This window comes from Cupriavidus sp. GW822-FHT06G04, from assembly GCF_058799075.1.
The window spans coordinates 17,168-43,477 of record NZ_JBXALD010000021.1; the positions used below are offsets into that span (position 1 = coordinate 17,168).

49 protein-coding genes are annotated in these 26,310 nt (G+C 61.4%); 19 read left to right on the forward strand and 30 right to left on the reverse strand.

Annotated features, from left to right (window positions below; all coding sequences use genetic code 11):
• The 29 genes from AC1RKI_RS29065 to AC1RKI_RS29205 all read right to left on the reverse strand — a co-directional run bounded on the left by AC1RKI_RS29065 (nucleotide 1) and on the right by AC1RKI_RS29205 (nucleotide 16,777).
• A complete protein-coding gene (locus AC1RKI_RS29065) occupies nucleotides 1-291 on the reverse strand; it encodes a DUF1799 domain-containing protein (RefSeq protein WP_492795182.1) in 291 nt (96 codons plus the stop codon).
• Nucleotides 292-308: 17 nt separating this feature from the next.
• Entirely contained in the window at nucleotides 309-653 is a 345-nt protein-coding gene (locus AC1RKI_RS29070) for a phage tail assembly chaperone (protein WP_492795180.1), read from the reverse strand.
• On the reverse strand, nucleotides 653-1,312 hold the full coding sequence (locus AC1RKI_RS29075) for a phage tail protein (protein ID WP_404991172.1): 660 nt from the start codon (nucleotides 1,310-1,312) through the stop codon (nucleotides 653-655). Before AC1RKI_RS29075 ends, AC1RKI_RS29070 begins: the two co-directional genes overlap by 1 nt.
• A gap of 60 nt (nucleotides 1,313-1,372) precedes the next feature.
• The gene (locus tag AC1RKI_RS29080) at nucleotides 1,373-1,726 is read right to left on the reverse strand and encodes a DUF3168 domain-containing protein (protein WP_492795178.1); all 354 of its coding nucleotides are present in this window, start codon (nucleotides 1,724-1,726) and stop codon (nucleotides 1,373-1,375) included.
• Nucleotides 1,723-2,250 carry an HK97 gp10 family phage protein gene (locus tag AC1RKI_RS29085; RefSeq protein ID WP_492795176.1) on the reverse strand — a complete coding sequence of 176 codons (528 nt, stop codon included), beginning with the start codon at nucleotides 2,248-2,250 and terminating at the stop codon, nucleotides 1,723-1,725. The genes AC1RKI_RS29080 and AC1RKI_RS29085 overlap by 4 nt, the downstream gene beginning before the upstream one ends.
• Nucleotides 2,251-2,253: 3 nt before the next feature.
• Complete coding sequence (locus AC1RKI_RS29090) at nucleotides 2,254-2,589, reverse strand: phage head closure protein (RefSeq protein WP_492795174.1); 336 nt, start codon at nucleotides 2,587-2,589, stop codon at nucleotides 2,254-2,256.
• A gap of 1 nt (nucleotide 2,590) precedes the next feature.
• A complete protein-coding gene (locus AC1RKI_RS29095) occupies nucleotides 2,591-2,935 on the reverse strand; it encodes a head-tail connector protein (RefSeq protein ID WP_492795172.1) in 345 nt (114 codons plus the stop codon).
• Nucleotides 2,936-2,938: 3 nt separating this feature from the next.
• Nucleotides 2,939-3,223, reverse strand: coding sequence for a HeH/LEM domain-containing protein (locus AC1RKI_RS29100; RefSeq protein WP_492795170.1), 285 nt, complete (start codon nucleotides 3,221-3,223; stop codon nucleotides 2,939-2,941).
• Nucleotides 3,224-3,304: 81 nt separating this feature from the next.
• Nucleotides 3,305-4,540, reverse strand: coding sequence for a phage major capsid protein (locus AC1RKI_RS29105; RefSeq protein ID WP_492795169.1), 1,236 nt, complete (start codon nucleotides 4,538-4,540; stop codon nucleotides 3,305-3,307).
• 10 nt (nucleotides 4,541-4,550) lie between these two features.
• Nucleotides 4,551-5,387: a head maturation protease, ClpP-related gene (locus AC1RKI_RS29110; protein WP_492795167.1), complete on the reverse strand. Its 837-nt coding sequence runs from the start codon at nucleotides 5,385-5,387 to the stop codon at nucleotides 4,551-4,553.
• A complete protein-coding gene (locus tag AC1RKI_RS29115; RefSeq protein WP_492795165.1) occupies nucleotides 5,365-6,591 on the reverse strand; it encodes a phage portal protein in 1,227 nt (408 codons plus the stop codon). Before AC1RKI_RS29115 ends, AC1RKI_RS29110 begins: the two co-directional genes overlap by 23 nt.
• A 94-nt stretch (nucleotides 6,592-6,685) precedes the next feature.
• Nucleotides 6,686-8,377, reverse strand: a complete 1,692-nt coding sequence (locus AC1RKI_RS29120; protein WP_492795163.1) for a terminase large subunit — start codon at nucleotides 8,375-8,377, stop codon at nucleotides 6,686-6,688.
• Between the two features lie 2 nt (nucleotides 8,378-8,379).
• On the reverse strand, nucleotides 8,380-8,886 hold the full coding sequence (locus AC1RKI_RS29125; protein ID WP_492795161.1) for a terminase small subunit: 507 nt from the start codon (nucleotides 8,884-8,886) through the stop codon (nucleotides 8,380-8,382).
• Between the two features lie 388 nt (nucleotides 8,887-9,274).
• On the reverse strand, nucleotides 9,275-9,601 hold the full coding sequence (locus tag AC1RKI_RS29130; RefSeq protein WP_341249078.1) for an HNH endonuclease signature motif containing protein: 327 nt from the start codon (nucleotides 9,599-9,601) through the stop codon (nucleotides 9,275-9,277).
• A gap of 525 nt (nucleotides 9,602-10,126) precedes the next feature.
• On the reverse strand, nucleotides 10,127-11,032 hold the full coding sequence (locus AC1RKI_RS29135) for a hypothetical protein (protein ID WP_341249079.1): 906 nt from the start codon (nucleotides 11,030-11,032) through the stop codon (nucleotides 10,127-10,129).
• Nucleotides 11,029-11,181 (reverse strand): hypothetical protein, encoded by a 153-nt coding sequence (locus AC1RKI_RS29140; protein ID WP_341249080.1) that lies wholly within the window; start codon nucleotides 11,179-11,181, stop codon nucleotides 11,029-11,031. The genes AC1RKI_RS29135 and AC1RKI_RS29140 overlap by 4 nt, the downstream gene beginning before the upstream one ends.
• A gap of 146 nt (nucleotides 11,182-11,327) precedes the next feature.
• Nucleotides 11,328-11,828 carry a hypothetical protein gene (locus AC1RKI_RS29145; protein ID WP_341249081.1) on the reverse strand — a complete coding sequence of 167 codons (501 nt, stop codon included), beginning with the start codon at nucleotides 11,826-11,828 and terminating at the stop codon, nucleotides 11,328-11,330.
• Nucleotides 11,825-12,448 (reverse strand): DNA-binding protein, encoded by a 624-nt coding sequence (locus tag AC1RKI_RS29150; RefSeq protein ID WP_341249082.1) that lies wholly within the window; start codon nucleotides 12,446-12,448, stop codon nucleotides 11,825-11,827. Before AC1RKI_RS29150 ends, AC1RKI_RS29145 begins: the two co-directional genes overlap by 4 nt.
• A 16-nt stretch (nucleotides 12,449-12,464) precedes the next feature.
• Complete coding sequence (locus tag AC1RKI_RS29155; RefSeq protein ID WP_341249083.1) at nucleotides 12,465-12,737, reverse strand: hypothetical protein; 273 nt, start codon at nucleotides 12,735-12,737, stop codon at nucleotides 12,465-12,467.
• The gene (locus AC1RKI_RS29160; protein WP_341249084.1) at nucleotides 12,734-13,273 is read right to left on the reverse strand and encodes a hypothetical protein; all 540 of its coding nucleotides are present in this window, start codon (nucleotides 13,271-13,273) and stop codon (nucleotides 12,734-12,736) included. The genes AC1RKI_RS29155 and AC1RKI_RS29160 overlap by 4 nt, the downstream gene beginning before the upstream one ends.
• Before the next feature lie 113 nt (nucleotides 13,274-13,386).
• Nucleotides 13,387-13,635, reverse strand: a complete 249-nt coding sequence (locus AC1RKI_RS29165; protein ID WP_341249085.1) for a hypothetical protein — start codon at nucleotides 13,633-13,635, stop codon at nucleotides 13,387-13,389.
• Nucleotides 13,632-14,144 carry a DUF1064 domain-containing protein gene (locus AC1RKI_RS29170; RefSeq protein ID WP_492795157.1) on the reverse strand — a complete coding sequence of 171 codons (513 nt, stop codon included), beginning with the start codon at nucleotides 14,142-14,144 and terminating at the stop codon, nucleotides 13,632-13,634. Before AC1RKI_RS29170 ends, AC1RKI_RS29165 begins: the two co-directional genes overlap by 4 nt.
• The gene (locus AC1RKI_RS29175) at nucleotides 14,141-15,118 is read right to left on the reverse strand and encodes a helix-turn-helix domain-containing protein (RefSeq protein ID WP_341249087.1); all 978 of its coding nucleotides are present in this window, start codon (nucleotides 15,116-15,118) and stop codon (nucleotides 14,141-14,143) included. Before AC1RKI_RS29175 ends, AC1RKI_RS29170 begins: the two co-directional genes overlap by 4 nt.
• Nucleotides 15,115-15,360 (reverse strand): hypothetical protein, encoded by a 246-nt coding sequence (locus tag AC1RKI_RS29180; protein ID WP_341249088.1) that lies wholly within the window; start codon nucleotides 15,358-15,360, stop codon nucleotides 15,115-15,117. Before AC1RKI_RS29180 ends, AC1RKI_RS29175 begins: the two co-directional genes overlap by 4 nt.
• Nucleotides 15,357-15,716, reverse strand: a complete 360-nt coding sequence (locus AC1RKI_RS29185) for a nuclease domain-containing protein (protein WP_341249089.1) — start codon at nucleotides 15,714-15,716, stop codon at nucleotides 15,357-15,359. The genes AC1RKI_RS29180 and AC1RKI_RS29185 overlap by 4 nt, the downstream gene beginning before the upstream one ends.
• Nucleotides 15,716-16,012 carry a hypothetical protein gene (locus AC1RKI_RS29190; RefSeq protein WP_341249090.1) on the reverse strand — a complete coding sequence of 99 codons (297 nt, stop codon included), beginning with the start codon at nucleotides 16,010-16,012 and terminating at the stop codon, nucleotides 15,716-15,718. Before AC1RKI_RS29190 ends, AC1RKI_RS29185 begins: the two co-directional genes overlap by 1 nt.
• A gap of 10 nt (nucleotides 16,013-16,022) precedes the next feature.
• The gene (locus AC1RKI_RS29195; protein WP_492795154.1) at nucleotides 16,023-16,190 is read right to left on the reverse strand and encodes a hypothetical protein; all 168 of its coding nucleotides are present in this window, start codon (nucleotides 16,188-16,190) and stop codon (nucleotides 16,023-16,025) included.
• Between the two features lie 9 nt (nucleotides 16,191-16,199).
• The gene (locus AC1RKI_RS29200) at nucleotides 16,200-16,394 is read right to left on the reverse strand and encodes a hypothetical protein (protein WP_244785452.1); all 195 of its coding nucleotides are present in this window, start codon (nucleotides 16,392-16,394) and stop codon (nucleotides 16,200-16,202) included.
• Nucleotides 16,391-16,777, reverse strand: a complete 387-nt coding sequence (locus AC1RKI_RS29205; RefSeq protein WP_244785454.1) for an XRE family transcriptional regulator — start codon at nucleotides 16,775-16,777, stop codon at nucleotides 16,391-16,393. The genes AC1RKI_RS29200 and AC1RKI_RS29205 overlap by 4 nt, the downstream gene beginning before the upstream one ends.
• 165 nt (nucleotides 16,778-16,942) lie before the next feature.
• Here AC1RKI_RS29205 and AC1RKI_RS29210 point away from each other — a divergent pair, with 165 nt between their 5' ends.
• On the forward strand, nucleotides 16,943-17,287 hold the full coding sequence (locus AC1RKI_RS29210) for a hypothetical protein (protein ID WP_490714891.1): 345 nt from the start codon (nucleotides 16,943-16,945) through the stop codon (nucleotides 17,285-17,287).
• Here AC1RKI_RS29210 and AC1RKI_RS29215 read toward each other — a convergent pair whose 3' ends face one another.
• Nucleotides 17,288-17,581, reverse strand: coding sequence for a helix-turn-helix domain-containing protein (locus AC1RKI_RS29215; protein ID WP_492795152.1), 294 nt, complete (start codon nucleotides 17,579-17,581; stop codon nucleotides 17,288-17,290).
• Between AC1RKI_RS29215 and AC1RKI_RS29220 the strand changes: the two genes are divergently transcribed.
• From AC1RKI_RS29220 to AC1RKI_RS29305, 18 genes are all read left to right on the forward strand, one after another.
• Entirely contained in the window at nucleotides 17,580-18,107 is a 528-nt protein-coding gene (locus tag AC1RKI_RS29220; protein ID WP_492795150.1) for a helix-turn-helix domain-containing protein, read from the forward strand. The two genes, AC1RKI_RS29215 and AC1RKI_RS29220, sit on opposite strands and share 2 nt — an antisense overlap.
• Nucleotides 18,108-18,296: 189 nt before the next feature.
• A complete protein-coding gene (locus tag AC1RKI_RS29225) occupies nucleotides 18,297-18,530 on the forward strand; it encodes a hypothetical protein (RefSeq protein WP_490714893.1) in 234 nt (77 codons plus the stop codon).
• A gap of 188 nt (nucleotides 18,531-18,718) precedes the next feature.
• On the forward strand, nucleotides 18,719-19,159 hold the full coding sequence (locus AC1RKI_RS29230) for a hypothetical protein (RefSeq protein ID WP_492795148.1): 441 nt from the start codon (nucleotides 18,719-18,721) through the stop codon (nucleotides 19,157-19,159).
• On the forward strand, nucleotides 19,156-19,392 hold the full coding sequence (locus tag AC1RKI_RS29235; RefSeq protein WP_492795146.1) for a hypothetical protein: 237 nt from the start codon (nucleotides 19,156-19,158) through the stop codon (nucleotides 19,390-19,392). Before AC1RKI_RS29230 ends, AC1RKI_RS29235 begins: the two co-directional genes overlap by 4 nt.
• Nucleotides 19,389-19,634 carry a hypothetical protein gene (locus tag AC1RKI_RS29240; RefSeq protein WP_492795144.1) on the forward strand — a complete coding sequence of 82 codons (246 nt, stop codon included), beginning with the start codon at nucleotides 19,389-19,391 and terminating at the stop codon, nucleotides 19,632-19,634. The genes AC1RKI_RS29235 and AC1RKI_RS29240 overlap by 4 nt, the downstream gene beginning before the upstream one ends.
• 97 nt (nucleotides 19,635-19,731) lie before the next feature.
• Nucleotides 19,732-20,295, forward strand: a complete 564-nt coding sequence (locus AC1RKI_RS29245; protein WP_492795142.1) for a hypothetical protein — start codon at nucleotides 19,732-19,734, stop codon at nucleotides 20,293-20,295.
• On the forward strand, nucleotides 20,292-20,417 hold the full coding sequence (locus AC1RKI_RS29250; RefSeq protein ID WP_492795141.1) for a hypothetical protein: 126 nt from the start codon (nucleotides 20,292-20,294) through the stop codon (nucleotides 20,415-20,417). The genes AC1RKI_RS29245 and AC1RKI_RS29250 overlap by 4 nt, the downstream gene beginning before the upstream one ends.
• 123 nt (nucleotides 20,418-20,540) lie before the next feature.
• Nucleotides 20,541-20,882: a hypothetical protein gene (locus AC1RKI_RS29255; protein ID WP_341249093.1), complete on the forward strand. Its 342-nt coding sequence runs from the start codon at nucleotides 20,541-20,543 to the stop codon at nucleotides 20,880-20,882.
• Nucleotides 20,883-20,885: 3 nt separating this feature from the next.
• Nucleotides 20,886-21,197 (forward strand): hypothetical protein, encoded by a 312-nt coding sequence (locus AC1RKI_RS29260; RefSeq protein WP_492795139.1) that lies wholly within the window; start codon nucleotides 20,886-20,888, stop codon nucleotides 21,195-21,197.
• Nucleotides 21,194-21,718, forward strand: a complete 525-nt coding sequence (locus tag AC1RKI_RS29265) for a dATP/dGTP pyrophosphohydrolase domain-containing protein (RefSeq protein ID WP_492795137.1) — start codon at nucleotides 21,194-21,196, stop codon at nucleotides 21,716-21,718. Before AC1RKI_RS29260 ends, AC1RKI_RS29265 begins: the two co-directional genes overlap by 4 nt.
• 2 nt (nucleotides 21,719-21,720) lie before the next feature.
• A complete protein-coding gene (locus AC1RKI_RS29270; protein ID WP_492795135.1) occupies nucleotides 21,721-22,227 on the forward strand; it encodes a hypothetical protein in 507 nt (168 codons plus the stop codon).
• Between the two features lie 203 nt (nucleotides 22,228-22,430).
• Nucleotides 22,431-22,691 (forward strand): hypothetical protein, encoded by a 261-nt coding sequence (locus tag AC1RKI_RS29275; RefSeq protein ID WP_492795133.1) that lies wholly within the window; start codon nucleotides 22,431-22,433, stop codon nucleotides 22,689-22,691.
• On the forward strand, nucleotides 22,688-23,230 hold the full coding sequence (locus AC1RKI_RS29280; protein ID WP_492795131.1) for a hypothetical protein: 543 nt from the start codon (nucleotides 22,688-22,690) through the stop codon (nucleotides 23,228-23,230). Before AC1RKI_RS29275 ends, AC1RKI_RS29280 begins: the two co-directional genes overlap by 4 nt.
• A gap of 202 nt (nucleotides 23,231-23,432) precedes the next feature.
• Nucleotides 23,433-24,503 (forward strand): hypothetical protein, encoded by a 1,071-nt coding sequence (locus AC1RKI_RS29285; RefSeq protein ID WP_492795129.1) that lies wholly within the window; start codon nucleotides 23,433-23,435, stop codon nucleotides 24,501-24,503.
• Nucleotides 24,496-24,768 (forward strand): hypothetical protein, encoded by a 273-nt coding sequence (locus AC1RKI_RS29290; protein WP_492795127.1) that lies wholly within the window; start codon nucleotides 24,496-24,498, stop codon nucleotides 24,766-24,768. Before AC1RKI_RS29285 ends, AC1RKI_RS29290 begins: the two co-directional genes overlap by 8 nt.
• The gene (locus tag AC1RKI_RS29295; protein WP_492795125.1) at nucleotides 24,765-25,268 is read left to right on the forward strand and encodes a hypothetical protein; all 504 of its coding nucleotides are present in this window, start codon (nucleotides 24,765-24,767) and stop codon (nucleotides 25,266-25,268) included. The genes AC1RKI_RS29290 and AC1RKI_RS29295 overlap by 4 nt, the downstream gene beginning before the upstream one ends.
• Before the next feature lie 5 nt (nucleotides 25,269-25,273).
• A complete protein-coding gene (locus AC1RKI_RS29300) occupies nucleotides 25,274-25,816 on the forward strand; it encodes a hypothetical protein (protein WP_492795123.1) in 543 nt (180 codons plus the stop codon).
• Between the two features lie 68 nt (nucleotides 25,817-25,884).
• Nucleotides 25,885-26,145, forward strand: coding sequence for a pyocin activator PrtN family protein (locus AC1RKI_RS29305; RefSeq protein ID WP_227459267.1), 261 nt, complete (start codon nucleotides 25,885-25,887; stop codon nucleotides 26,143-26,145).
• The last annotated feature ends 165 nt before the right edge of the window (nucleotides 26,146-26,310 follow it).

Here is a 26,310-nt window from a genome sequence, read left to right on the forward strand (position 1 = left end):
CTATTCCTCGTTCATTTCATCCAACGCCGCGCGCTCCATCACCCGGACCGCTTCGAACAGCTCGGACTGCTCGTCGGGTGGGATTCGGTTCATGCGCATCACGATGCGCAGCGCCGTGTAGTCAAGCCCCACAGGGCCTCCCATTCCCACCCGCCATTGCGTCTCCATCTGCACAAAAACGCCGAGCGCTACCGCGTTGTCCGGCCACACTTCCACGTCCGGCGGACGGACGTCATCCAATACGAGACCGATCTGTGCGAGTTCCTTGGCCGGCGGCGCCCGCCAATACATCCGGCGTGCCGCCGCGATCAGTTTCCCCGACGCGCCGTCGTGATTTCCGATGTGTAGGCATCAAAAATCGCCTGGCTGGCTGTGTGATAGTTCTCCAGCACTAGCGCGAAGTTTTCCGGGGTGAAAGGCTGATCGACATCCTCCCATCCTGCGACGATCTCCTGCAGGAGTGCCGCGTCCCGGACGCCCGCAGTGTGCTCGTCGGCCGCCGCCTTGGCGGCCTCCGCCACGCGGTCGCAGAAGGTTTTCACCTCTGCCCGCGTCTTGTGGCGGAAGACGAGCTTCAGCTTTTCGGCCGGCTGGCCCGGGACGGCGATATTCGCTTCAGCCGTGAAGGTCGGATTCGGGTTGATTTTGAACATCAGGCACCTGCGCTATAGCGAGTGGGCTTGCCGATCAGGGACAGCGTCACAGTGACCGCCATCGCCTCATTCTTCGTGGTGGTCGGCATGTCCGACATCGTCACGTAGGCCATGAAGTAGATGACGTCGCCGCTCGGCAGCCGGAACCGGATGGCGCGCGCAAGCCGGTCTTCATCCGCCGCCTTCAGTACCGGGTACTGTGGCAGCGTTGGATCGTCGGCGATCGTGAGCGTGATCGAGCGCGGGCTGCGAGTCGTCGGAATCTGCTTGTCATCGCCGGTGTCCTCGAGAAATGAGTACGTGTAGAACTGCTGCTCGCCGCCCTGGCTCGTCGACGTGAGCGTCTGCTTGATCTCCTGCCAGGACTGAACCTTCAGCACCGATCCGACGCCCGCGCCGGCTGGATAGTTGCCGATGTCGGTCGTATCGAATCCCTCTAGATCGAAGGCGCCGGAGGTGGAACCGTCGACACGGCCGATGCGACCGTCCATTCGCGTCCAGCCGGAAGTAATGGCAACGATGTCGCCGTCCGTGAGCGTGTGAGCGGCCGAAGTGGCCACCGGCGGACTCGCGTTGCTCAAGGCGGTGACGGGAGTGGCAGTCGCCGCCATCGAGGCCGCGATCGCGAAAATGGCACCGTTCGGAAGTTTTACCGACATAGTAGGCTCCGTAATGAAAAATGCCCGCTTGCGCGGGCTGGGTAATCGCCCGAACGGGCGTCAGTTCGAAAACCAGATGGAGAAGTCCTGCTGTGTGCCGTACCAGTTCAGCACGTCGTCATAGGTCGCCAGCATGCCGAGCAACACCGTGCCCTGCAGGACTGTGTCTGTGCAGATGATGTCGTGCGCCTGGCGCGCCAAGGCGCTGGCCTGCGTGCGTCTGGCCGCCCAGACTTCGATCTGGAACCGGCCATTCTTCTTGTCCGGCACGCCTTCGAGGAAGTTCATCGGATCGCCACCGACCTGCTGGTAGACGATGAGAGGCAGCTTTGCGCCTTCCTCTGGCGTGTCAGGATAGACGCGTCCCTCTACGAGCACTCCAAGCGCCCGCACCATTTCGGCCTCCACCGTCATGAATAATCTCCTCCCTCGGCGCCGGACAACACCTCGGCGACCTTCTCTGCCGCGCGCTGGCGCATGGCGTCGACCGCGGCCTGGGCCCGATCGCCGGACCTTCGCATGAACGCGACAGCGGGCACGCGCACGGGCGTCGCCAGGCGCTCGTTGGTGGCTATCCATCCAGTCGCCGTCTTAACGAGCTTGTTCACGCGCCAGTGACCGTTCTCAACCAGGTGGCCATGAGGTGCCTTCTTGGCGTTCCAGCTGACCTGATAGACAGCGTGCTCCTTGCTCGACAGACCGTCCGAGTACACGTGATAGATCGCATCGCGCAGTTGCCCAGGTGTCGTCTTGATGCCGTTCTTGCGCGTGATAGGCGCGCCCTGATACACGGGCACAAGGCGCCGCGCCTCCTCATAGAACACCAGCGCGCCGGCGCGCGCGACCGGACGCACGATCTGCTCTACCAGACGATCTTCGAGATCCGCCAGAACCGCGCCAAGATCATCGCCTTCGAAGCTCAGCGAGAAATCGTCCATTTCCTAGTCCGCCCTGGCTGGCACCAATTGGCAGATGAGATCGACGAACTGACGCCCAGCCTCATCCGGCAAGACTGCCTCGATCATGTACGCGGTAGAGCCGTGGACAAGCCGCATCGTCGCATCAACATCTTCACGGAATCGGATTCGCACGCTGGCTTGAACGAGGGACGTAGGCATATCGGCACGGATAGTCTCCATCCCGCTCTTGTGCTTGATACTCGCCCAAATCGGAGGAGTGACATCCACCCAGTTGTCCAGCATTGGCTGTCCCGCGTCATCGCGCTCCGGCCCTTTGCGCTGAATCTGCACCCGCCTATTCAGTAGACCCGCTCGCATATCACACCCCCGGAACAATTCGATGTGGTCGGAGAAATGCTTTTGCAGAAACGGGCAACTCAACAACAGTAGCGCCCACGATAGAGTCTTCGCGGTTCGCGTACACCTCAGCAGTCGTCTTCAGAATCGCGACCTTAATGGCCGAGTTGACCACCATTGGATGGTCTCCGGCGGTGCCCGCGGCCACCGCGGCATCCATCGCTGCCTGGTCCACAAACACCTTGCGATTCAGATAGTCGAGCGCCGACTGCTCGGCCCCGTCGAGGTATAGTCGGATCAGTTCGTCCTCGTCGCCCGGGTTGGCCCTGCAGTGCCCGATCGCCAGATCAAGGGTTACCAGGGCCATGAATTACTCCGCGGGCGAGCTGCTTTGTTGGGCCGCCTCTTGCGACAGCAGCGCAGCCAGCTCCGCCTTGCTGGCGTTGTTCTTGTACTGAATACCCTTTGCATCGAGAGCGGCGCGGAGCTGTGCCGCAGTCATGTCGACGCCACCACCATCTCCATCGTCACCCAGCGCGCCAACGGATTGCGCACCCGCGATCAGTTCCGGTGGACACTCGTCTCCCACTTCGAACGCTTTGGGATAGATCTCACCATCGGGCACCCCAAAGAACGCTTTGATCAGCTTCGGCATGTCTGCCTCCTACGCGTTATGAACAAAGGGACGCCCATGGCGCCCCTTTTTGGTCAGTGTTTGATCAACCGTGCCGCTAGCTTAGGAAGAAGCTGCGACTTTGAGAGCCCGCATCGGCTCCGGGTTATGGACACCGCCGCCGACACGTTTTGTCGTGTAGAACAGCACATAAGGCTTGGCGGTGAACGGGTCGCGCAGCACACGGATGCCAACGCGGTCATACACGGTGTATGTCCGTTTAAAGTCCCCGAACAGAATCGGCGTCGAGTTGGCGGCCACGTCAGGCATGTCGGGAACTTCGGTGACCGGGAAACCCGCGACGGTTGCGGGCTGACCCGCCACATACGATGGCTGCCACAGGTAGTTGCCCTGCCCGTCCTTCAGCTTTCGTACCACGCCTTGCGTTTTTCGGTTCATCGCGAAGCGCGCGTTGCCTGTAAAGGCAGATGGCAGGTCATAGACCAAGTCGATGATGCCGTCCGCAGCCAACGCCGCAGCTGCCCCACTGTTCACCACTTTGATTGCGCCGAATGGGTGTTTGGCGGCGTTCGCCGCGCCAGTTACGTAGGTCAGGATGCCAAACGGCTTCTTGTCCCCGTTACCGGAGAAAAACGCGACGCCTTCCTGCTGCGCAAACTCCGTTTCCACCTCGCCCGCGAGCCACGCTTCCAAATCAATAGCGGCATCGTCCAGGATCTGTTGAGTTGCCGCGGGATTCGCGTAGATTTCGCCCCAGCCAAAGCCCAGCGAAGCGAACGTGCCAGTGCCGGTCTGTGGACGCGGATCAGATTCGCCCACCCACCCCGAAGCGGTACCGCCCATGTTGTAAAGCTTGGTCAAGCCAGCACCCGACACCGGCGTCACCGTAGCCAACTGACGCATGGGGGAGACAAGCTTCAGCTTATCCGTGATGGTGCGGTCCCACTCGACGGGCGTGGTGTAGCCACCCTCGGCATCAGCGCCCTTGTTCAACGCCGCCTGGACGTCGCCTTTCTTGAAGTGAGCCCGAAAAGCGTCCGAGTATTCCGCGTCCTTGAGCTGCTGTCCTGCCCCCATTTGGGCTGCAGCCATTTTTACCGTTGCCTCGTCCACTGACTTTTGCAGCTCGGCCACGTGCGCATCGATCTTTTCGACCTTCGCAGTGATGTCGGCCGTCGGCAGACCAGCCTTGATGGCGTCGAGCTGCTTCGTGTGCTCTGCCTTGAAGGCATCGAATGCCCTATTGACGTTTTCAACCAGAGCCTTGATTTCTGGCGTCACAGAGCCTTCTGCACGAACAGCCATGATGCCGCGCGGCACTCCGATTACTTTGCTCATCTCGATTTCCTTAGAAGTTCAGGAGGTTGTTTGCGACCCAGTTGATGTCGCTGGAGCCAGCGCGCGGCGTGGCATGATCCCCGGCAGCGCCCGGCTTGCCAGAGAAAAGGGCTTTGAAAGCGTCCCGGCGTGCTGATCTGGAATATCCAGCCTTCGCCATGGACGCCTCGATCATTGCCATGGCGCGTCGTTCGCCTGAAGCGTTCGTGCCACGAGAAATTTCCGCGCTGTCGACAAGTCCGGTAGCGAACCCCAGTTCGACGGCCTCATCCGCACCGATCCAAGTTTCCTTGTCCATCATCGTCGCGGCTTCAGCCTGCGTGATACCGGCTCGCTGGGAGTAGACTTTTGCCATCGCGGCGTCGAAAGGCTCCAGAATCGCGGCCGTCGCAGTCATGTCATGACGATTGCCGATGGCCACGGCCCATGCGTTGTGGATCATCAGGAACGCGCCATCACCCATCAGGATTTCGTCGCCCGACATGGCGATAACCGAGGCTGCGGACGCGGCGACGCCCATCACCCGCACGATGACCTTGGCCTTGTGCTCTCGCAATAGGTTGTAGATCGCCACTCCCTCGAAGAAATCGCCGCCTGGTGAATTGACGTTCACGGTCAGGTCACGCGCGCCAATGCTGCGCAAGGCAGCACTGATGCGCTTTGCTGTGACGCCAGTTCCTTCCCAGTTTTCTCCAATAGCGTCATATATGGAGATAGTGGCCTCGTCATCGCTCTTCGCTGCGCGAATCTCAGGCTGCCATCGTTCCACAGCATCAGGCCGCAGGTCGAATTGCGCGCCGGTCAACCTGTGGTCGGCTCGAATCTCAGGTAGGTGCAGCAGACTCATTGCTCGTCCTTTGTTGCGTCATTGGGTTGCGCAGCTGGTTGGCTGCCGGATCGTCAGATTCAGGCAGATCGGAGTAATCCCGCACCTCGTTCTGCGTCATCCACGGCGCCTGGCCGCCGGCACCAAGCGCCTTCGCGAAGAAGTCGGCCTGCTCCTTCAGCGTGCCGCGGAGCAAAGCGCCTTCGTTGAACTTGAATTGCATCTCCTCGAGCTCTCGCTCCGAAAGGAGCGAACGGGCTGCAGCCTCTTCCCACGCTGTGAACCAGTCAGCCAGCGTGTATTGAACGAAGAAAATGCCAAGTTGGCCGATGCCACTTCCCCAACTGGTGTCGTCCATCATTAGAAGGGGGCGCGGCACGCCCCACATGCGCGCCACTTCCTCGATCTGGTGGGTACGGTTCTCGATCTGCTGCGCTTCACGTCCGGTGCTTGACCACTTGTTTGCCTTCGCACCCTCCTCAAGGAGCATCCACTTGCCCGCGTTGTCAGCACCCGAGTAGTTCTCCTCCATCGAAGACTTCATGCGCTGATATGCGGTCTCAGAGAGTTCCTTTGGTACTTCTACCGCGCCGCCAGCCATGACACCGGTCTGGAATGTCCGCGAAGCCGCACGCTCCGCTTGGTCAGCGAGGTCCAACGCCTCGCGGGCCAAACGCATCCGTGAGATGCCTTGAATTCCATCCAGCGACACATCACGAAGATGAAAGACCTCCCGCGCCGGCAACGTGACAACGCCACCGTCAGGACGCGTGTAGTCATAGACCATGTCCCAGCTGTCCGTCTGACGCGGCTTTACCGATCCTCGCTTGAACGGAATCAATCGGATAGGGCGCGATCCGGACCAGATGACCCGCGCAAAGCCTTCCCCGTCCACCATGGTGTGGGTCTGCAGCAGCCTCTTGAATTCGTTTGGCGTCTGCCAATTATTTGGCTTGAGCTTGAGCAAGCGATACGCTGGATGCTCTCTGGCCACCAGGCGCTCAGTTCCCGCGTACTGTAGGTTCAGAGGCAGCCGACCAATTGCGCCTGAGATCAGAGTGACGCACCGAAGTACCGCCATATTGCGCAGACGCTTCGCGCGCGCATCCTCCAGTCCTCCTTGCCCTCTGCGGATGTACTCGAGCAGTGCGGGATCATCCAATCCCGTAAATGTCATCCCGGCCGGCAGCTCAGCCCGTGCGCCGCCAGCACTGAGCGCCGACATTGTTGGTTCGGTGCGCGGGGACGGCTCCGCTGGGCGAGCGGCAGCCTCCGGCGCCGCACCGCGTCGGAAGGAGTTCCAAAAGCCCATTGGCACCTCAGAGGAATCTAATACCGCGTTTTTCGTAGACAGAGGACCTTTTCGCCTCTGGGTTGAGCGACAGCAGTGAGATGGCGTTGAACAACGCCATCAAGGGGTCAATCTTGGCCGTGCCGCTGGCCTGCTTGGTAATAAGAATCGCGTTGCCGCGCTGCTCCACGCGCGCATTCCCGACGCACCAGTTCATGAGCGCAGACCCACCGTGCCAGAGCGCGCCCTCTGCCAGCTTGCGTTCGGTGGTCTTGATTGGCCCGTGAAGCTTGTAGCCTTGTGAGATGCCGACGATCATTGGCTTGTCAGCGTCGTCAAACTCCGGGACGCCCGCGTCTAGGATCCCGTCCAGAATGGCGCCGATCCCACTCGGGTCGACGCCGATACGGTCGAGCAATCCAGACTGATAAATGCGAAAAGCAGTCTCGGCCAACTGGTCGATGTCTTGCCCGATACGGTCGACAATCACCAAATCGCCATCCCGCTCAAAGTCTCTCAGCCGCGACGCCTCGCTTTTCCGGCGTTCAAGCACAGCCGGATGCGCCCACGCCTTCGTCCAAGACAGCCACTTTCCAGTGCCTTTCTCACGTCCCGCAGCAGCAAAGCCCAGCAAGTCATCCAGGCCGCCGCCATCTATTCCGACGTCCACCACCTCGCAGCGCTTTATGATCGCGTCGAGTAGCGCCAATGAAACGTCCGACCTAGGAACCCAAAAATCCACGCCCGCCCACCGATCGGTGCGCAGGTTCATCCCGATCTCGACGTTCAGATGCTTCGCCAAGAATTGTTGGAACGTGCCATCGGTCTTTGCCTGATTCTTCCGAAGTTGGTCTTCCAGCCACTCGGCGCTCACCGAGCGCCCAATGTTGGGGTTCGTGATGTAGAAATTCAACGGCTCCAGGTACGACTTCGCCTTAAGCATCCGATCTGGAAATTCATACAGCACAGGTAGCGTTTTGGGATCGATGATCTTCCCGTCGCGCACATTGCGCCAATAGTCCAGCTTCTCCTTGAAGACCCCGGCCGGCGGCTCATCAGACTGGGTAGTCAAATAAATCACCCACCCTTCGTCCCGCGACACTTGTCCTCCCAACGCTTCCATGAACATGGCACTAGCATTGGGTCGCTTGCCAAAGAGCCAGAGCTCATCGACCAAGACCTTGCCAGATTTTTTCCCCGACACGGTATCGGTGTCGGCGGCCACCACCTTAAGACTGTTCCGGTTCACGCGATGCGTGATTGTCCGAATATGGTCCTGAATGTGGAACATCGCCGCGAGCTCGTCGTCTTCTCGGACCATGCTCGCTGCTGGCTTAAAGCTGTTGTCAGCCACTTCCTTTGTCGGCGCCAGAATCAGATGCTCTTCTTCTTCGCGCCAGCAGAGAATCAGCGCTGTCAGCATGATGCCGGCCGCGATGGTTGACTTCGTGTTCTTCTTGCTGATCAGCAGCCCGTATTCGCGGATGAGTTGCTTGCCGGCCTCCGACTCGTAGCCACCGAAAATGGCTCGGACAAAATCGAATACCCATCCTTCACTACATTCACCAAAGGTCGGCTTGCCAGGAAGATCAACAACCCGCAATTCCTTGAAGATGGCGAGCGCACGCTCAGCCTCGTCGACGAAAATCGGCGGCGGAATAATCGACTTCCGCCCTACCAGTCGGGACTCCCAATCGGGGCAAGCAGTCGACCAGTTCATGCTCACACCTTCTTGCCGCCATTCGCCACCAGCTTGGGCGGTGTCGCCGGCGCGAATCGACTAGCGGCTTTTTTGGCATCCGCCGCGGCCTGCTCCTTCTTACCGGTGTCACCCAGCTTCTTGTGGAAATACGGCATCAACGCGTTGGCGGCGAACACTCGGAGCTTGGGTTCCGTTAAGTTGTCGTTCATCGCTGCCTTCAGGAATGCCTTGGGGTCGGAGAACTGGGTCGCCTGCTCCCAGATTGTCTCGGCCTCATCGCGCAATCCTTGCCCCTCAACAGCTTCTGCCGCCTTGGAAATTGTCGCCTTCGCAGCAGGCGGCCTCTTTGTCGCCTTGACCTTAGCCTTGCGCTCTAGGTACGCGAGCACATCCGGATCTTTCGCCAGGCGAGAGCCAGCGGAGGCAGCAGAGCTCGCGCTATAGCCGGCCGCGATCGCGGCATCCTTATTGGTCTGCCCTTTGGCCTTCGCCTCGGCAAACTTCTGCTTTTTGCCGGTTAGCGCCATGTTAAATCCCGCTCGAATGCGGTCAAATGTTAAACATCAAACGGGACGTTTACCGTTCTCGTTCAACGGTTTGCACGATGTTGTTAATGCAGCCAGCGTGTTAAAGCTTTAACAAATTTCGTGGAGGGGAATATTTTCTGTGCGTGAGGGAACGAGTGGTCTAGAGCCGGCGGGCCGGCCGGACTTTTGGGGTGCCCCTCCCGTCACTTGCACCCCGGCAGCGGCGGGACCGGCAAGGGCAGCACGGCGACCGCCCATCGCATTTGGACGCCTCATCGGGCTCCATCACGGTGCGCCAGAGACCTCGCCCTGCTTTCGGTTCTTGTTTTTATGTCGTTAAGGTGTTGAGTGGAGCTGGACAAGGACCGTGCCAACTTCATTAACGGAATCATGCCGCGTTCTCTTGGCGCTGCTTGTCGCGGCTGTGGTGCGTCTGGCACAGCGTCTGCCAGTTCGACTCATCCCAGAACAGCCCATGGTCGCCGCGATGCGCGACGATGTGGTCGACCACGTTGCCATACGGCACAGGCAGCGCACGTTCCGCACACTCGACGATCACGTCGGCCAACCCTGCGGCCTCGATACGTGCGTCACGTAGGCAGTAGACGCAGTACGGGTGCAGCCGCAGGTATGCGGCCCGTGCCTTCTGCCACCGATAGTCGTAGCCACGTTGCCCGCTGGTCTGCGCACTGGTGCGCCACGAACCGGGCTGCATAGTCGGCGTCCGACCGTCAACGGCCGGAACTCTACCGCCCAACATGGATAACCGGCCGCGCTGTTTGACATCAGCCATCGACCAATTCCTTGTAAGAAGAAACGGGTACGGCGGCCAGTGGCCGGCATACCCAAACCCGAGGCAACTACCGGGAGGAGACAGACGGGACGGTCAGGGTGACGCAGATCATGTTGCAGTCGGCGTCGACGATATAGGTGTTGGGCTCTTGCTCCCACGCTGGCCACTCAGCACCACAACCGCACCGGACCTGCGTGCCGCGCATAGGGATGGGCGACACGTCGAAATCTTGGCCGCAACTGGGACAGTCGTACTCCTGCCAGTACGCTTCATTCGTGTGAAGGTCGACAGGAATGTTCATCTCGGTCCCCAAACCGCCAAAGCAAAAAACCCGCTGGCTTTCGCTTAGCGGGCTTTGGAGGCAATTCTGCGGTGTATCAGAATGGAGCCTATTTTCGACACAAAATGTCGAAAGGTCAAGAAGGGTTGCAAATAAAGCCCATGACATCACGCAACCAAGCGGGGCTGATCACCGTGTGCTGCGGCATCCAGAACAGCCTCAGCCTCACGAAACTGATCAAACCCATACTTCATACTGCGAATGATCGAGCGAAGTTCCTGCACGGTGGTGTCCGCTTGTGCCAGCTTGATCATGTCCCGAAGCCTGCAACCCATTTCGTAGACCTGTTCTGCGTCCGGATCCATGCCGACCACTGCGGCGAGGTCCGTCAGCAATTTCGAACAGTGATCATCGACTTGCTTGCGGGCGGCCTTGCGCTTTTCCTCGACGCGCTTGAGATCGGCCGCCAGCATCGCCGTCTGAGTGGCGAATCGGGTCTTCAGATCCGCGAGGTGATGCGTCGTCTGGTTCCGGTGGTCCTTGATTGCCGCCGCCACGACCTCACCGAACTCGGCCCTGATTTTCTGAATCGTCCGGTATTCATTCAGGGAACGGCAGGAACTCTCTTTCTCGATTTCCTTTCGCTGGATGTCGCGGCGCGATCCATCAATGAGCAGCTTCATCCAGGCCTCGCGCGGCAGCGTCTCGCACTTCACCAGTGTAGCCTTCTTCAGCGATCGCCAACCATCTGGGCCGCGCACCATGAGACCGGCGCCGGCCGGGATGTCATCCTTCTTCAGCAGACCGGCTGGGCACGCAAACACGACGCCTGCCGCGAATTTCAGGTAGTCGGTGTACTTGCCCTTAGTGACGTCGGCCCGGAAGTCAGACATCGACACCTTGCACTCATAGGCTATGGGCTGGAACCGCCCGTATGCAATTGGCAGCGCGTACACGTCCGGCCTGCTCGATCCGGATGGGCCGAGCTGCATATCCGTCCAAATCATCCGATCAGTTGAGCCACGAAGGTGCGAAGCCAAGTCCTCTGCGAGATCGTCATGTTTCCAGTTCATGCCTTGTGCTCCATGCCGATGCTGCGCAGATAGTGGGCCGGCAGCGTTGACCAATCGAAGGTGTCCGAGAATTCGCCACACTGGTGCTCACGGCGGGTCAGGATGTGACCGGCTTCCACAGCGTGGCCGAGTATCTTCGTCTGGAGCATGTCGGCTCGCTCGAAGCCGCTGACCGGCGCTGACCGGCGGCATTCCCCCACCAGGCTGTTGATCCATCTCCAGTGATCGCAGCCGGCGCAACATGGCCCATTCTTGGCATAGAAGGTGTCGACCGACGTTTGCCGTGTGTCCGGAATCACGCCTTCTGCTCCCCGCTGCGCTTCATGGCGTCATCGATGACCGCGCGGCAAGACTTCGCACCCCGAGCTTTGCTGTCGTTGAGGTCAATGGCTGCGACGCGCCCACGACCGCCCGGTCCGCTCATCAGCCGGACGATGTTCGGGCTCTGGATCAACTCCCAGCCGTATTCGGTGCCGTAGTGCTGGTTCAGGCCGGCGTTGAGGCGGTCGAGGAAATCCAGTCGCGCCGTGTCTTGTGCCGGCACGGCGCTTTGGGTGCGCCATTTCTCAGCGTCGAAAATGAACGAGCGGACTCGTCGAATCGCTTCATACGACCCATGGACGAACAGGGCACCGGAGCCGTCCCCCACGCCAATGGCTGATTGGGGTTCTGGCGCCGTGGCGCAGAGCAGTTCGCGGATGTGGCTTTCGATGATGTCGCAGTCCACCTTCCGCGCATCACCCAGCAGCGCCCGGCAGATCCTTTCGGAAACTTCCGAAACCGCGTCTTGGCTCATGCCGCCTCCTCCATCCCCACAAGGCCACGATCGCGCAGCAGCTCGTCGGCACGCTGCAGGGCGATCGCCTGGATCCCTACTTCGCCGCCCACGCCTTTCTTGCCGCGCAAATACGTCAGCAGCTTCAGGTGATGCGTCGACGCCGTTTGCCGGTGAACGCCGCAATGTTCGGCCACCCGCTCGAGCGTGATCTTCTTGCCGTCCGCGCCGCGGTGCGCGCCGAAGTGTCTCTCGATCAGGATTCGTCTCAGCCTGTAGTGCGAGAGCGATCCCGCGAACAGGTGCGCGGTATGTTCCGTCAGGAACGACACGGCCTCACCCCATTCCCGGTTTGGCTTCCTCCCAGAGCAACATGGCGCGGTGCAATCGCACGGCAGTTCCGCCGGCGCGAACTGTGCAATCAACACGGCCTGGTGCAAGAGGCTGAAGTCCCGCAGCTCTGCGCGCACCATGCCGGCCTGCCCAGCGCCGTCTACCCCTGCCAACCCTTTCCCCGTGCCAACGTTGCCGCCGCGCATCGCGCGCGCCATGGGCGTCGGGCTGTACTGCTGCGTCGAGTACGAGAACGCAAAGCGGAGTGCGCTGTCCGCGCTGTTGAAAAGGATCTCGGTCTCGTTCATCTCTGTGGCTCCCCGGTTATCTCGTGAACTGATTCTGTTTTCTTGCGCCTTGCTGCCACCGCATCCATGGCAGTCGGAATGCGGCGTGGAATTCCGCTTCCGCTTCCGGCACGTGGTCGATGTCCGCCCGGGACGTGACGCCGCATCGCTCCAGGATGCGGGCTCGCGCGTCGTTCGGCGTCTCGCACGGCCTGCCGGTGCGGACGGCCACCATCCGGCGGAATTCGGGGTTATCGCAGAGCCTCGCCGCCAGGATGGACAGAGGGCCGCCCTTCCGCTTCTCTGTCATGCCGACATCCCCATGCCAAAGAGCGCCTGCACCACAGGATGCTGCTGCGACACGGCGCCGCGCTTCAGCTTCCGCCGCAACGTGCAACGGTCGACGATTGCCTTGTAGCGGAGAGGGTCTTCTTCCTTCATTCGGCGCATGCGGGCGCGCTGTCGCTCGGAGGCGGTCGGCACATAGGGCTTCGCGGCGTCCTTCCCGGCTACGGGCAACCACAGCGGCTTAGGCTGTCCTCGACGACTTTTCAGCCAGGCCGCCCGGTGCGCTTCGCCTGCCGCGTGGTGCTCTCTCATAAGGCAGTCGATGCGGACGCGGCTCACACCGGTGACGGCAGCCAGCTCGTGGACGGTGCGAGGCCGCCCATCTGCACAGATCTTCACGATCAGTCGCCACACCGGTGACCGCTTGCCCTTGAACGGCTTCGGCCCGAGATTCATGCTTGCCGCCTTCATCTGGACGGCATTGCCGCTCCGTCCCAACCGGAAGCCGATCTCCGACCACTTCAGCCCTTGGCTGACCAGATCGGCCAGCTTCACCATTTCTGCCTCCGTCCATAGCATGGTCATCGAACCATCCCCCACAGAATTGGAAGCGCAACGCCCGCCATCACGACGGCTGCGAACCAGTCACAGATGTCTGCGGCGCTCATGCATCACCTTTGGCGGCTTTTGGGGCGGCGATCCTCCACGATCTCGCACACGACGTCGTACTTGGTTGTGTTGAGACCACCGCCACGGCTGGAGATGTGCAGCGTCCTGATATAGACATTCGGCGCCGCAAGACTGAGGCCGGCTTTCGCGGCAACTGCCTCCGCGACCATATCCAATAACTGCTTCTCCTCGATAGTGGCGCGCACGCGGCGCTCGTCTACCGACGACTCGTGCACGTTTATCTCGCTCATTTCGTCTCCTTGATCTCAAACCCCATGACCGCCATCAGGTGGCGCTTGATCCGGTATTCCTTGGTGATGACGCCCTTCACGTCCTCCACCGTCTTCACCTTTGCGCCGCGCTCGACGTAGGCGAAGTCCGCCACGTACTTCAGCGGGGGACGTTTCCGGCCGCCGATGACCACCGCGGGCGCGAGGATGAAAACCACCTGGCGCTCCAGCTGCGAAATGTGTCCGGCCCGCTGCAACACCAGAAGATGGAAGTACCGCTCCATCTCGCGCCGGCTGTCGAACGTCTCGCCATTCACCGTCAGCCGCTCGTTGCCGTACTTGCTCGCCTTGCGCGTCGGTGCGCTCGGATGTCCGATGCCAGTTGCACCGCTGCCGGCCGCCCCCGGTGCTTTTCCACCTTCACCAGATACGCCGTCACGTCCGCGTCCGACCTTCCCGCCAGCCACCGCACCTCGCACTCGTGGCGCCAGGCTTCGTCCGTTCGCATACCGCCCCCACATGCTCGTCATAGCGCCCCCTCGACCGGCGGATGGCCGTAGAAAAACTCGTGCACCGCGGCGTAGGCCGTGTTCTTGGTCCGCAGCATGTCGGCCAGCAGCGCCTGGCGCCACGGTCCCTCGCCCGCCACCTTGAAGACGCCGACCTTGTAGCGCTGGAATTCCTCGCCGGCCTTTCGCGGACGCCAGCAGTCCGCACCCTTTGCCTCAATGCCTGTGGCGCTCTGCCACCAGCTCGCCCCCTCGCCGCCGCCGGTCTGGCCCCCTGCTTCCGCCGGCGCCGCCGGTGCCTGGTCCTCCCAGCGCTTGCCGTTCAGCCAGGTCGCGAGGTGCGGTACGAACTCGCCGCTGTTCTCCCGCCACTTCGGCCATGCGGCCTGCGTCGTTACCGCTGCCAGCAGGACCTCCAGCAACGCGGCATCCGGCGCCAGCTTGCGAAACGCCTTCTCGGCATCGGCCTTCGCCACCTTCCGGGGATAGATCGCCCACAGCGACTCAAACCCGGTTCCTGGCTTTTCGCCTTTCGCCTTCTTCGCGGTCGCGCCTTGACGGTTCCCTGACGGTTCAGTTGATGGTTCTTTACGGTTAGACGGCACCTGGTGCGGGGGTTGGTGCATCTCCTGCGGGGGTACCCCGGCATTTCCTGCGGGGGTGTGGTGAATCTCCTGCGCCGGTGCATCTCCTTCGCCGGTGCATTTGGTGCGGGGGTGAATCTCCTGCGGGGGTGAATATGCTGCGGGGGTTACGGAATAACTCGTGTGCCGGCCATTGGACCGGTTGGCCGTGACCACCTTTGCCGCCTCGAGCCACTTGATGGCGTTCTGCACCGCTCGCTCGGACGCGCAAACCCGCTTCGCGATGGTCGGAATAGACGGCCAGCAAACGCCCTGGTCATTGGCGTTGTCCGCCAGCGAGATCAGAACCGCCTTCTGCGCGATGGACATCCCCTCCAGCGGCCAGCACTGGGACATGATGATGGTGCTCATGCGGCCCCTCGCCCTTCCATGTAGCCGCACGGATATTCGGCGCGCCGGTTGTCCTGCCCGATCGCCCTATAGCCGGCATCCGTAATCTCCAGCCCGCCATTAGTGCTCCAGCGCATCAGTCCAGCCTCGATGCACGCGTGCAGCGTGGCAGTACAGAAGCTGCGGAAAGCGCCGCCCCGCTCCTTCTCGGCTTGCACTTCGAGCGCTCGGCGCATAGGTTTGGTGATTTTCGACTTGCTCATGCGGCCTCCTCGATGCGCGCCGCCGGCACGCCGAATTTCTTCAAGCGGTAAGCCGCCCACCGGTCATATGCCTGGTCCCAGCGCAGGCGCTTCTGTTCCTTCGTGAAGCGTCCACCCTGGTCAAGCTCGGCATGGCATTGGAAGCAGCCAGGAACCGTCATGCGGTCGTCCGCCTTGATGCCCTTCCCCTTGCCGTGCTTCAGTTGGTTGGAATGAGCCGGCACCACCGTGTCTGGGTTGTTGCGGCAAATGCCGGGAAAGCGGAGATAGCACTGCTGGCCGTGACACAGGAGGTCCGGGTGCAGCAGCGGGTTGACGCGGACGGCCTTGCCGTTCGCAATGACGACGACCTGCATCAGAACAGCCCCATCTGCGGATGCGGGCGACGCACCGGACGGATGGTGCGTCCGGTGATGCGGCACTTGCGCGCCGGTGCTCGCTCCAACTCGCCCAATTCCTCCCGCAGCTCATTGACGCGGCCACTGACGATGTTGACCGGCAGCCCGGTCAGCTCGCACAACTCCTGCAGCGAGTAATCCGCCGGGTACGGCTGGATCGCCAGCATCACCTGGCGCTGTCTGGCACTGAGAGTGCCGTCCTTCTTGATGTCCCGGTAGGTCCGGATACTGGTGTGCGCGACTTGTGTGTGCATGCCCTCTCCCCTACGCCTGCTGTCTGGTCGGCGTGTACTTCTCGTCCTTGTATCCGGCGTTCCACTCAAGGTGGGCGTCGGTACCGGGCATGTACGGGTTGTCCACCGCCGCGCTGCCCCGCCGGAACGCCTCTGCGCCCTGCTCGCGCACCGCAGCGCGGCTCATGATTTCGTACATGTCTGCCCCTCAGTGCTTCGTGTTGATCTCTGACATCGAGGTGAGGTAGCCGACCGTCCTGAACGCCCTTGCCACCACCGGGTCCTGCATCGACTCCGCCAGCGCCTTCGTCAGCCGTACGTCGTCACCCCCACTCGTCTCCAGCGCGTTTTGCATGGCTCTGGTGGCCACGTCGATCGCCTTTAGTGCTTCGGCATCCTTCATGCAGCCCTCTGAGCCAGTACCGCCTCCATGATGGTCAGCGCCCCGCGGTACATCAGGAACTGGCTCAGGATCCGGTTGCCGAGCACCGCTTCGACCGCGTCGAGCTTCTCGGCCGGCAACGAGCGGCGCGGATGGCCCTTCTCGGTGCGCTCGTCCCGGTTGAAGTAGTCGCCCACGTGCTGGTGCTGAAGCCCCGCCAGCACCGCCAGCATCTGAAAAGTCAGATCAGGATTTGCGCGGTTCGCCCACGCCAGCGCGCACGCGTCTCGAAAGCTGCTGCAGCTGGCGATAGCCTCGTCTGGGAAAAACCGCCCCTTCCCTTCAACGTAAAGGCCTCGAATCGCTTTACTGGCGCCACTTTCAGACTGATCGGCTACCCGCATTTCTTCTTCTCCTGATTGCGAAATTCAATCGGTTCCACGGTTGCTTCCACGGTCGCGCGGAACCGAAAATTTTTTTGCCAGGCGATCACTTCGCCCAGCCCGGCAGAAGCTTCTACCGGCAAAACACAGACACATCTGCACAGAGGCAATGACACACTCGACCGCATGTACACGTACGCCGAACGCCTCCGCTGGGCCATGCAACAGACAGATCCGCCGACCTCTCGGCGCGCCCTGGCTCGGCTCGTCGGCGTCGAGTACCAGTCCATCCAGTACCTCGCGGATCCGAACCGCAATGCGACCGGCAGCCGCCACACAGAAGCCATTGCGCGCGCCCTCGGCGTTTCTGCCCAATGGCTCGCTACTGGAAAAGGCAAACCCCACCGCGGTCGCCGCCTCCCACCTGACCAGCGCCCGGCACTTCAGGACTGCATTCGCGCGACGCGCGAACTCCTTGCGCGACTGGAACGCATCGCACAAGCACTGGAAGACGGCCAGAGCGGAAATTGATCAGGCGGCCAACGGCCGGCCAAACACCTCGACATACATCCGGTCGATTGCGACCAAGGTGCTGCCTTTGCAGTCCCCTTGGCCGTTCAGGATCCGGTTGACCGTCGGCTGGGAGATTTGCAGGCGGCGGCTAAGGGCTACCTCGCTCATCCCGGTGTGAGCCTTCAGTTCGGCAAGCTTGACTTGGTGGGTCTTGTCCATGCCCTCAAGACTATACATTGCCGCATAGCTTGTCAATGCGCCCATGAATAGCTGTTTGACCGTAGCTATTCGCCGCCGTATATCGAGAAACATGACAATCGCAACCCGCCTTGATCGCCTGATGCAAACCCGGAAGGTGAAGAGCCAAAGCGCTCTCGCCAGGATGACGGGCGTCCCGCAGCCGACGATCAATCGCATCCTCAAGGGCCAGACCGACACTCCAGAACTCGGCACGATTAAGAAGATCGCCGCGGCACTCAACGTGCCGGCAACTTGGCTGGCAGAAGGGCCTGGAGATGCGCCGCCCGAGGCGCCGGCAGATCCGGCCGAAGGAAGCGCAGCATTTCTAGCCGCAGCGCATTCGCATCTGTCGATCGAGGAGCGTGTTCGCGCCGCACAACTCGAGGCGGCCCAGGCACTGATCCACAAGCTGCCTAGTGCAGTCCTTTCCCAATTGCTCGGCGTTTTGCAGGAAGCAAGCGCTACAGGGGACTTCGCCCTATTCCAGCCCAGGCTGGCCCACCGCCCAGAAGTCAGGCGGGACAGCGGCGCGCGGGAGATACACGGCGGGGAGCCCGATCCCGTGCCGGTACGCAACAAACGGGGAAAAACCCGTTGACACCTCTACGTTCAGACTGGGCCCGCGCTAGCGGGCTTTTTTTCGCCCCGACTGGCAGACACCTTTGCCTCGAGTGCGGCTGACTACACAGCATCCGTCTAACGTGGGGTTAATACAGCACCCCATCAGAGTTAAGTGAGTACCTCAGAACTGCAGGCCAAAACTCAAAGCTTGCGCATGAGGGGTCACATGAGCAACGTAGTTAGCCTCGCCGAGCACAAGCGCCGGACGGGGCGAATTGACCGTGCCGACGCACTGCCGCGCACCAATCGAGACGATTCCATCCACCTGTTCCGCCAAGACGACGGCACCTACAAGGCCTTCGTTAACGGCGCCTATCTGGAAGACGACCTGCTATCGGTCGAACACCTAACTGACCTGGCGCGCCGCCTGGCGCGAGCCAAACGACTCGAAGGAACATAGCGCTCGAATCTATTCATTCGCGTATTGCTATTTCTATTCGTTTGTGTATAGTTCCCTCCATCGACGCGCCACGGCGCATATCGGGAGATAGAGGGATGGAACTGCTCGTACCTATCGGAATCATGGCCTGGACGCTGCTGCTCATCGTTGTGGTGCAGCTGTTCCGTGTTGGTGGTGAGGGCTAAGCCATGGCAAAGGCACTGACCCCCCAACAGATCTTGGCGCTGCCGCTGCATCAGCAGGCGCTTGCATGGGAAGACCAGCGCAACCGCGCGCGCCTGCAGGAGATCAAGCAGATGGCCTCCGCCTTGGCCATGCTCCAGCCGATGCAGTCCGCCATTCAGGCCGCCGGGCACACCCTCTACGCAGGCAGCCTCTCGCCCGCATACGGCAAGCGCAACACGCTTCGCATCTCTGTCTTAACGACGTCGTCGGAGATCTCTCTGATGAAGGCACTGCTGACAGTGGGCTTCGTGATCATCGACCGGGACGACACCAGCCGCACCACTCTCCGAACCGTTGTGTTCAAGAAGGGGCGTCTGAATCTGCAGGTGTTCACCTCGGTCGAGCACCTGACGCGCGCGGAACAGGAATATGCGGCCTCTCGGCAGTTGAAGGAGGCAGCATGACGCCCGATCAAGCCACCCAGCGGCAGGCCACCGCCGTCAATTGCCAGGCTGAGCTGCTGCGCGAACTGCAGCATGCCCACCGCATCATCCAGAACGGATTGCAGATCATGTCCGTGCTCCAGAAATCAGTCTGGGCTGAGCGCAATGCGCGTGATGGCGTGGACGGCGAAGGCACCACCCGCTTCCATGAGCGCGCGGCGGTCATTGAGCGCGCCTCCGGGAGCGTGGCATGAGCGCGGCACTCCACCGAGTTCAGGACCTGAGCCGTGCTAGCGCTGCCTTCTACGCGAAGGAAGAACTGCAGATGGCCGTGGCCATATATCTCGATTGGCGGGACGAGCAGCTCTCGGCCACCGAAGACGGCGATACCCATCTGGCATGCTCGATTGGCCGGAGCATGAAGGCGTTGCGCGAGAAGTTCGACGCGAAACTCTGGGCCCGCGAGGTCTACCGCGCAACTGGGGAAGCAGCATGAACGCCCGCGCCCTTCTCGTCGCCACAATGCTCTATTTCGTCCTGCCGCCGCTCGTGCTGGTCGTGATGCTGCTGGTCAAGTCCTGCGGAGTCGCAGCATGATCGCGCCTACCCAATACCAGCTTGGCCTGCTGCACCACACGCTCGGCGTGACCCCGGAGCGGCGCGAGCCCTACCGCAATCACTTCGTGGCTGGACGTGGACATAGCGACCTGCCAGACCTGCAGGTGCTGGTGGACGCTGGCCTGATGGAGCGTAGCCCGAAGCCTGGATTCCTGGCTGCCGATGACACCGTGTTCCGCGTCACCGACGCCGGCCGCGTCTATGCGCTGCGCCACCTGCCGCCAGCGCCGCCGCCCCGCAAACGCTCCCGGTACGAGGAATACCTCGACGCCGACGGCTGCGCGGGCGACTCATTTGCCGAGTTCCTCTGCGGCGGCCGGTTGCCGCAAATCGAGTACCGGACGGCCTATGGAAAGAGCCCGCGCGATCGCTATGGCAATGAGTACAGGATGTACCGGCATCAGGCGTTTCCCTACGACTATCGGCGCGAGGTTGAAGGGGATTGGGCTCCGACGAGGAAGGCTGCCAAGGCGAGCTACAAGGCCGCGCTGAAGGACTATCTGCAGCGCCAGCGCGAGTACGAGAGGGCCTGCGCATGAAGCTGCTCCGCGCCATCGCCTTCTGGTTTGCCACGGCCGCCGGCGTGATCGCCCTCTCCGGCCTCTACGCAGCGTTCAACCCCGATGCGCCCACCACCACCCCGATTTGGAGGCAGTCATGAGTCCCGACATCACATGGGAGGAGTACGTGCGCGCTCGTCGCGCCGAAGGCTTCAAGGTCACCGGCCGCTGGATCAACGGCGCACCGGTTCTGGTACGCCTTCATTGAAAAGGAGAAGAGCCTCATGTCCGCATTTTGTGTCTACGGCATGACGATCACTCATGCCATGAAGCTTGCAGAAAAGCGCCTGGAGCGCGGTCACGACTGCAAGACCAAAGAGGAATGGAAAGAGAAGGTAGGGGAAGTCGCGGAGACCATTCTCGTCAGCCATGCGCCTGTGCAAGTCAGCCCCACGTTTGACGCCCCTCAGTTTGCGCGGGAATGGATCGAGGTTGCGCAACGCACCTCGAAGATCTACGCGCCGAAGGTCATGGTTCGAAAGCAAAAAATCGACAAGCACGGCAATCCCGTCGTGAGCAAAACGACGGGGCTCCCAACGCTTGGTTGGGCTCCATACCAAGCCTAAGCCATGCCTACGCTGATCGCCGTTCTCGCCGCCTTACCAGCGCTAGTCGCGCCTTTTGTCGCGCTCGGCCTGGCGGCTTATGCCCACCACCGCTGGCTGCAGCGGTTCGAAAAAGGAATGTCCAAGATGGGAATCGTCAGCACCGCGACGATGATTGATCGCCTGGTCGGACTGATCGACACGCGCGAACTTCGTATTGATGAAGTCATCTTCATGCGAGCCCTCAAAGAGAAAGTCAGACGCTCTCGCATCGTCGACCTCACGGCGGACGAAGTGGAGAAGCTCGATGAAATCCACGGGAGACTCTTTCGATGACTACACAAACTGCCCTTCACACCCGCATTGAGAGCTTCGACATCTACGCTCACCTGCAACGTCAGCGCGAATGGTCCGAGCGCACATTCGGTCCGGGCGCGCGTGCCGCAGGCGTGATCGACCACATCCGTAAAGAGCTGCGCGAGATTGAAGCGGACCCGACGGACATTACCGAATGGATCGACGTCGTAATCCTTGCGCTGGACGGCGCGTGGCGGGCTGGCGCGAGCCCGGAGCAGATCGTTGCAACGATCGTCGCGAAGCAGACCAAAAACGAAGGTCGTGTCTGGCCTGATTGGCGCACGGCCGATCCGAACAAAGCGATCGAGCACGTAAAGCCGGGCTGCGACAAGTGCGCGCATTGCGGCATGGACATGGATCTCGAGCCATTCTGTGTCCAAGTCGATGTTATTGAGGCCGCCAAGGCGAAGTTCAATCGAGCATTCTCGTGGGGCCTCAACGTCAACCCTGCTCGCCAAATCTGCGCCGGCAACCACTTCGAAAAACACCCGGGAAGATAAGAATGATCCGTCACCTTCTCCTGGCGTACTCCGCCAGCCGCCCCTGCAAAATCATCAGCGAGGCCGGTCGTCCTTATCTGGAGCGCTACTTTGTGTGCGCCTTCCTCGGGATCCGCGTCTACCTGCACCGCTTCGTCGGCTCCGATCCCGACCGCGGCCTGCACGACCACCCGTGGCGCTGGGCCGTGTCCATCATCCTGCGAGGCTGGTACTACGAAGCGACGCGCATGGGGATGCGCAAGGTGCGCTGGTTCAACTTCTTGACCGGCGACACGTTCCACCGCGTGATCCTCAGTCCGGGCCCGCTGGCCGGAGTTCACACGCCAGCCGAAGTCTGGTCGCTCTTCATCGTTCCTGCTAAGGACGTGAAGGTGTGGGGCTTCCTGCGCGACAAGGGTCAGATGGGCCAGGTGTTCACGCCGTTCGACTATGGCACCGGCGGCAAGCCTGCGCAGTGGTGGAAGCACGCTCCGAAAGGCCGCCACGCTGCCGGCCGCCAACCCAACTGAACGAGGAACGTTCGTATGGCAACCAAACAGAAGCCCTGCACCGTGACCCCGAAGCACTCATGGACGTTCGTGTCGAACGTGAAGTTCACACGCGCCAGCCACGGCCCAGGCGGTTCGCGCGTCAGCATCAGCCTGCGAGGGAAATATCGATGCGAGTGCGGTGAGGTGAAGTACGCCGCGGCTCAGATTGCGCGGGAGATTCCATGACTGCCCTCCAATGCAAATGCCTCAACGAAGTCGAGGGCAAACTGCGCGACCATTATCGGACCCTACTGGGTACTGACGTCGAGATCTGCGCGGCGGATGCGGTATTCGTCTTGGGCAACGGTGGCGGCACGGCGCTCCGACAGACCTTCTTCATCAAGGCTGACAAACCCGGGTATCGCAGTCAGAAGGGCAAGGAAGTATCGATGATGGCGAGCTTCTGCCCGTTCTGCGGAAAATCGACCGGGGACCAATCATGATCGACCGCACCGCACGCAAAGCGGGGCTGACGACTGAGACGCTATATCAAGCCGTGCTTGATTGCCTCATGAATCATGGAATGCAGCACACCGAAGATACGGGTAGCGGCGAGAAATATCCGCTCGTGGACAAGTTGTGCGCGCCGGGCGACGACAGCATTAAAACAGGCAAGGAGGAAGTAGAAATCCTTGCAGAAGACATCGTGGACGCTATCGGCCCGATGGTCCTCGCCGCACATTCTGCGGATGCCCGCAATGTGGAGGGGGTGTGGCAGCCGATTGATACTGCGCCGAAGGATGGGACCTTCATTGATCTGTGGATCGGTGGCGAATTTCCACGTCGCGAGCCAGATTGCTATTGGGGCCTCCCAGACCACTGCTGCGGGGAAATGGGATCGCTATGCGATAGCGACTGGCACGGGCTCGATAAGGGATGGGTTGGTTCATACAACATGCCGATCAGTGATTTTGATGGCGGTCCCACTCACTGGATGCCCCTGCCGCCACCGCCCACAACGACTGCAAAGGACCAATCATGACCGGCCCGCAGCGAGGGAGCGAAATCAAAGCTACTTGGCACCATGACGCTGGCGCGTATGCGCGATGCTCTTACTGCGGGCGCTATTCCGACAACCCCAAATCTCTGACGCGAGACGAGCATCCGTGCGATTGCGGGAAGCTCCATGGATGGTCGGGGTCTTTCAAGAAACCTGAGGCTGACGCGAAATGGAGCGAAGCAAAATGACCGACCACAACGCACGCCAAGCGGGGCTGACGAGTGCGGCGCAAATTGCGCTGCTTTGGGCCGCCTCAGAAGCCGACAATCGCGGCCTTGACCTGCACGCAACCGAACTGCGCGCCATACTCGCCGCCCATTCTGCGGATGCCCGCAGTGGGGAGGCGGTGGCAATGCAGGTGCTGCGCGAGATCATTGCGCACGACGACGCATGGGAGAAGGAAACGCAGACGTCGCGCGTCTCCACGACTCGCGCGGATGAGTACTTGGCCGAGTTCATGGCATTGAAGGACAAGGCCCGCGCCCTACTCGCCGCGCCCGCCGCACCAGCGCCGAATTGTGTCTGCGGTCAGCCTGAAACGTTGAACGCTGTGCATCGCACCGACGGCCCATGTTATGCAGCCCCGGCACCCGCCGCACCAGCGCCGAAGTGTGACGGAACAGCGGGTAATTGCCCGAACGAATGCAGCGAGCCGTGCTCACCTGCACCCGTTGCGCAGGCGGATGAGATCGTCCAGCGGATCGGAGCATTCGCCGTGGCGTTCGCTCACAAGCAAGACGGGGAGGCCGATAAGCACATGGCTGCAATCCGCGCCATGCTCGCGGCGCCCGCCACCCCGGCAGAGCCTGTGCCTATGGCGATTGAATGGGAGCCGATGCCAGAGGACGCATGCGAGCGGGCAGCCTTTGACCGCAATCTCGATCTCTATCAGGGCGATACCCGCGTAGCTGTTGCGACGGCCTTGCGACTTTGGAGCGCGACGAGTAATGCCTCGTTCGGTCGTATGTGCTGCGTGTTCGCCAACGAAGTCGCCAAGATGCACGTGGCCCCTGTCGCCACCCCGGCAGACGCGGCGAGCGAGGCGGACAAGAGGGATGCGCTGTTGGAAGCCCTGAAGGATGCGCGCAGCGTGCTGTCCAGCATCAATGCGGCAAAGCATCACGAGGTCATCGTGAACGACGAGCCTGTTTTTTGGCAGCGCAAGGAATGGGTGGAGTGGGCGCAAGGCGAAGTTCTGCCAAAGGTCGACGCCGCCATCCAGCGCGAGCGGCAACAGGGGGCGGACCGTGGCTGACCAGACCGTTACAGAAAGGCATGTGGATTTTGCTCGCGCTGTCGTCGCGTTGGCCCGTCAGCACGGCATGGATAACCTCCGCATGACCTACCGCGAAAACGTGGGCGCCGCATGGGCTAGGGGCGATAAGTGGAATTCCGAAGATGTGACTATGAACTGGTCACAGGGCCGTCACGGCGATCAAAGTCGACTCAGCATTGAGTACCGCGCTTCCTTGGCGGTAGACGAACGTGCGCGCACCGAACCGGAGGGCGGGAAGCAATGAGTGAAAATCTTGAAGAGCTGACGCCGAACCAGCGCCGCGCGCTGGATAAGGCGCTGGCCGCCCTAGAAACGATGGCTGCGATGTGGGGCGCGGAGATTCGCATCCATGACGTAGCGCAAAGGCTGGCCGCGAAACCCGACGCAGAGCGCGCCAAGGCTATCGCAGCGTTTATTGAGCAGGCATTCATCGAGGGTGCCTACCGCCACTATCTGGACCGCGATCCCGCAGCCAACCCGGAACTGGAGCGCGCCAGCCAGCCTGGCAGCGGGGAGGCTGTGAGCGGTGCCGAATGGTTGGCACTAGCAAATCAAGCTCACGCACTGAAGGCAAGCAGGGAAAAGGCGCATAGCGATGATGTCTTGCGCCGCCTAGTCGCTGCCGTAGAGGGGGTGACCGCTGCATTTGATGGCGCTGGTTCTGCATTGAGTGCAGCGCTAGATGAGCAAGACGCCGCAATATGCACAGCCCGCGCTTCGCTGGACGGGCGGAGGGAGGGATAGCTCGCATGAACATTCCTGACAACCTCACCCTCTACTCGACTGTGCACGGCCACGGCGCCAACGGCTTGGCCTTCTACCGCTATGCCGACCGAGATGGCTTTGGTGTTCACCTGGACGCGCGGCGCGAGTCGTTTGGCAAACCCTTCGAGGAATCGTATTGGCTCGATGCACTGCCCAATAAACGCTTCCCCACCCTCCTCGCCCTGCAGCTGGCCGCTGAGGCGCTGACAGACGACCAGGTGGCCGCCGAGCGGGCGAAGTATCCGCAGATCCGGAACTCCCGCCCGGTGGGCGAGCGCCGCCATCAGAACAAGTGCCGCCTCTGCCCGCCCGAGAATGCCCAGCCCGGCGCCCTGATCGTCTATTTGGCCCGGAACTGGAATCCGGTGACAGACCACCGTGCGGAGCTGTGCGAGCGCCACAGGGGCCTGGCGGATGAACCTGCCGCCCTGGACGCCGCCATCAAGGCGGAGATCGCTCGCCGGGCAGCTAAAGCGGCGCCTTTCCTCGAATCACTGCGCGCAGCTGCCGCGGGATTGCCATCGTGAATCGACCATCAAATGCACGAAGCAGCGCAACGCATCATCGAACAAACCCGAATCCTGTGGGGACTCAAATGACCACGATCTTCCTTCTGCTGGCCCAGTACGGCGCCACCGCCGTGATCCCTATCGATGTGGTGGCCAGAGACTACTTCCCCCATCTCAGCCCCGAGAAGCTGCTACGGAAGATCAGCCTAGGCGAAATCCGCCTGCCCGTGGTCCGGATCGAGGGTTCAAACAAGAGCGCGAAGGGGGTACACGTGGAGGATCTGGCGGGCTATATCGACGAGCGTCGCGCCGCCGCGAAGAAGGAGTGCGAGCAGCTGAACAGCTGATCGAAGTGCTACTTCAGTGCTACGCGGGGAGCAACGTCTCCCCGCTTTGCCTTTCTGGGCTTGCCTGTACCGTTTTTAGTTCGTCCAATCCATCATGGGGGCCACGGAAATCCGGCGGGGCCTGATATTTCCTTGCATGCCGCTTGTGGACTCGGATTGCGGGGT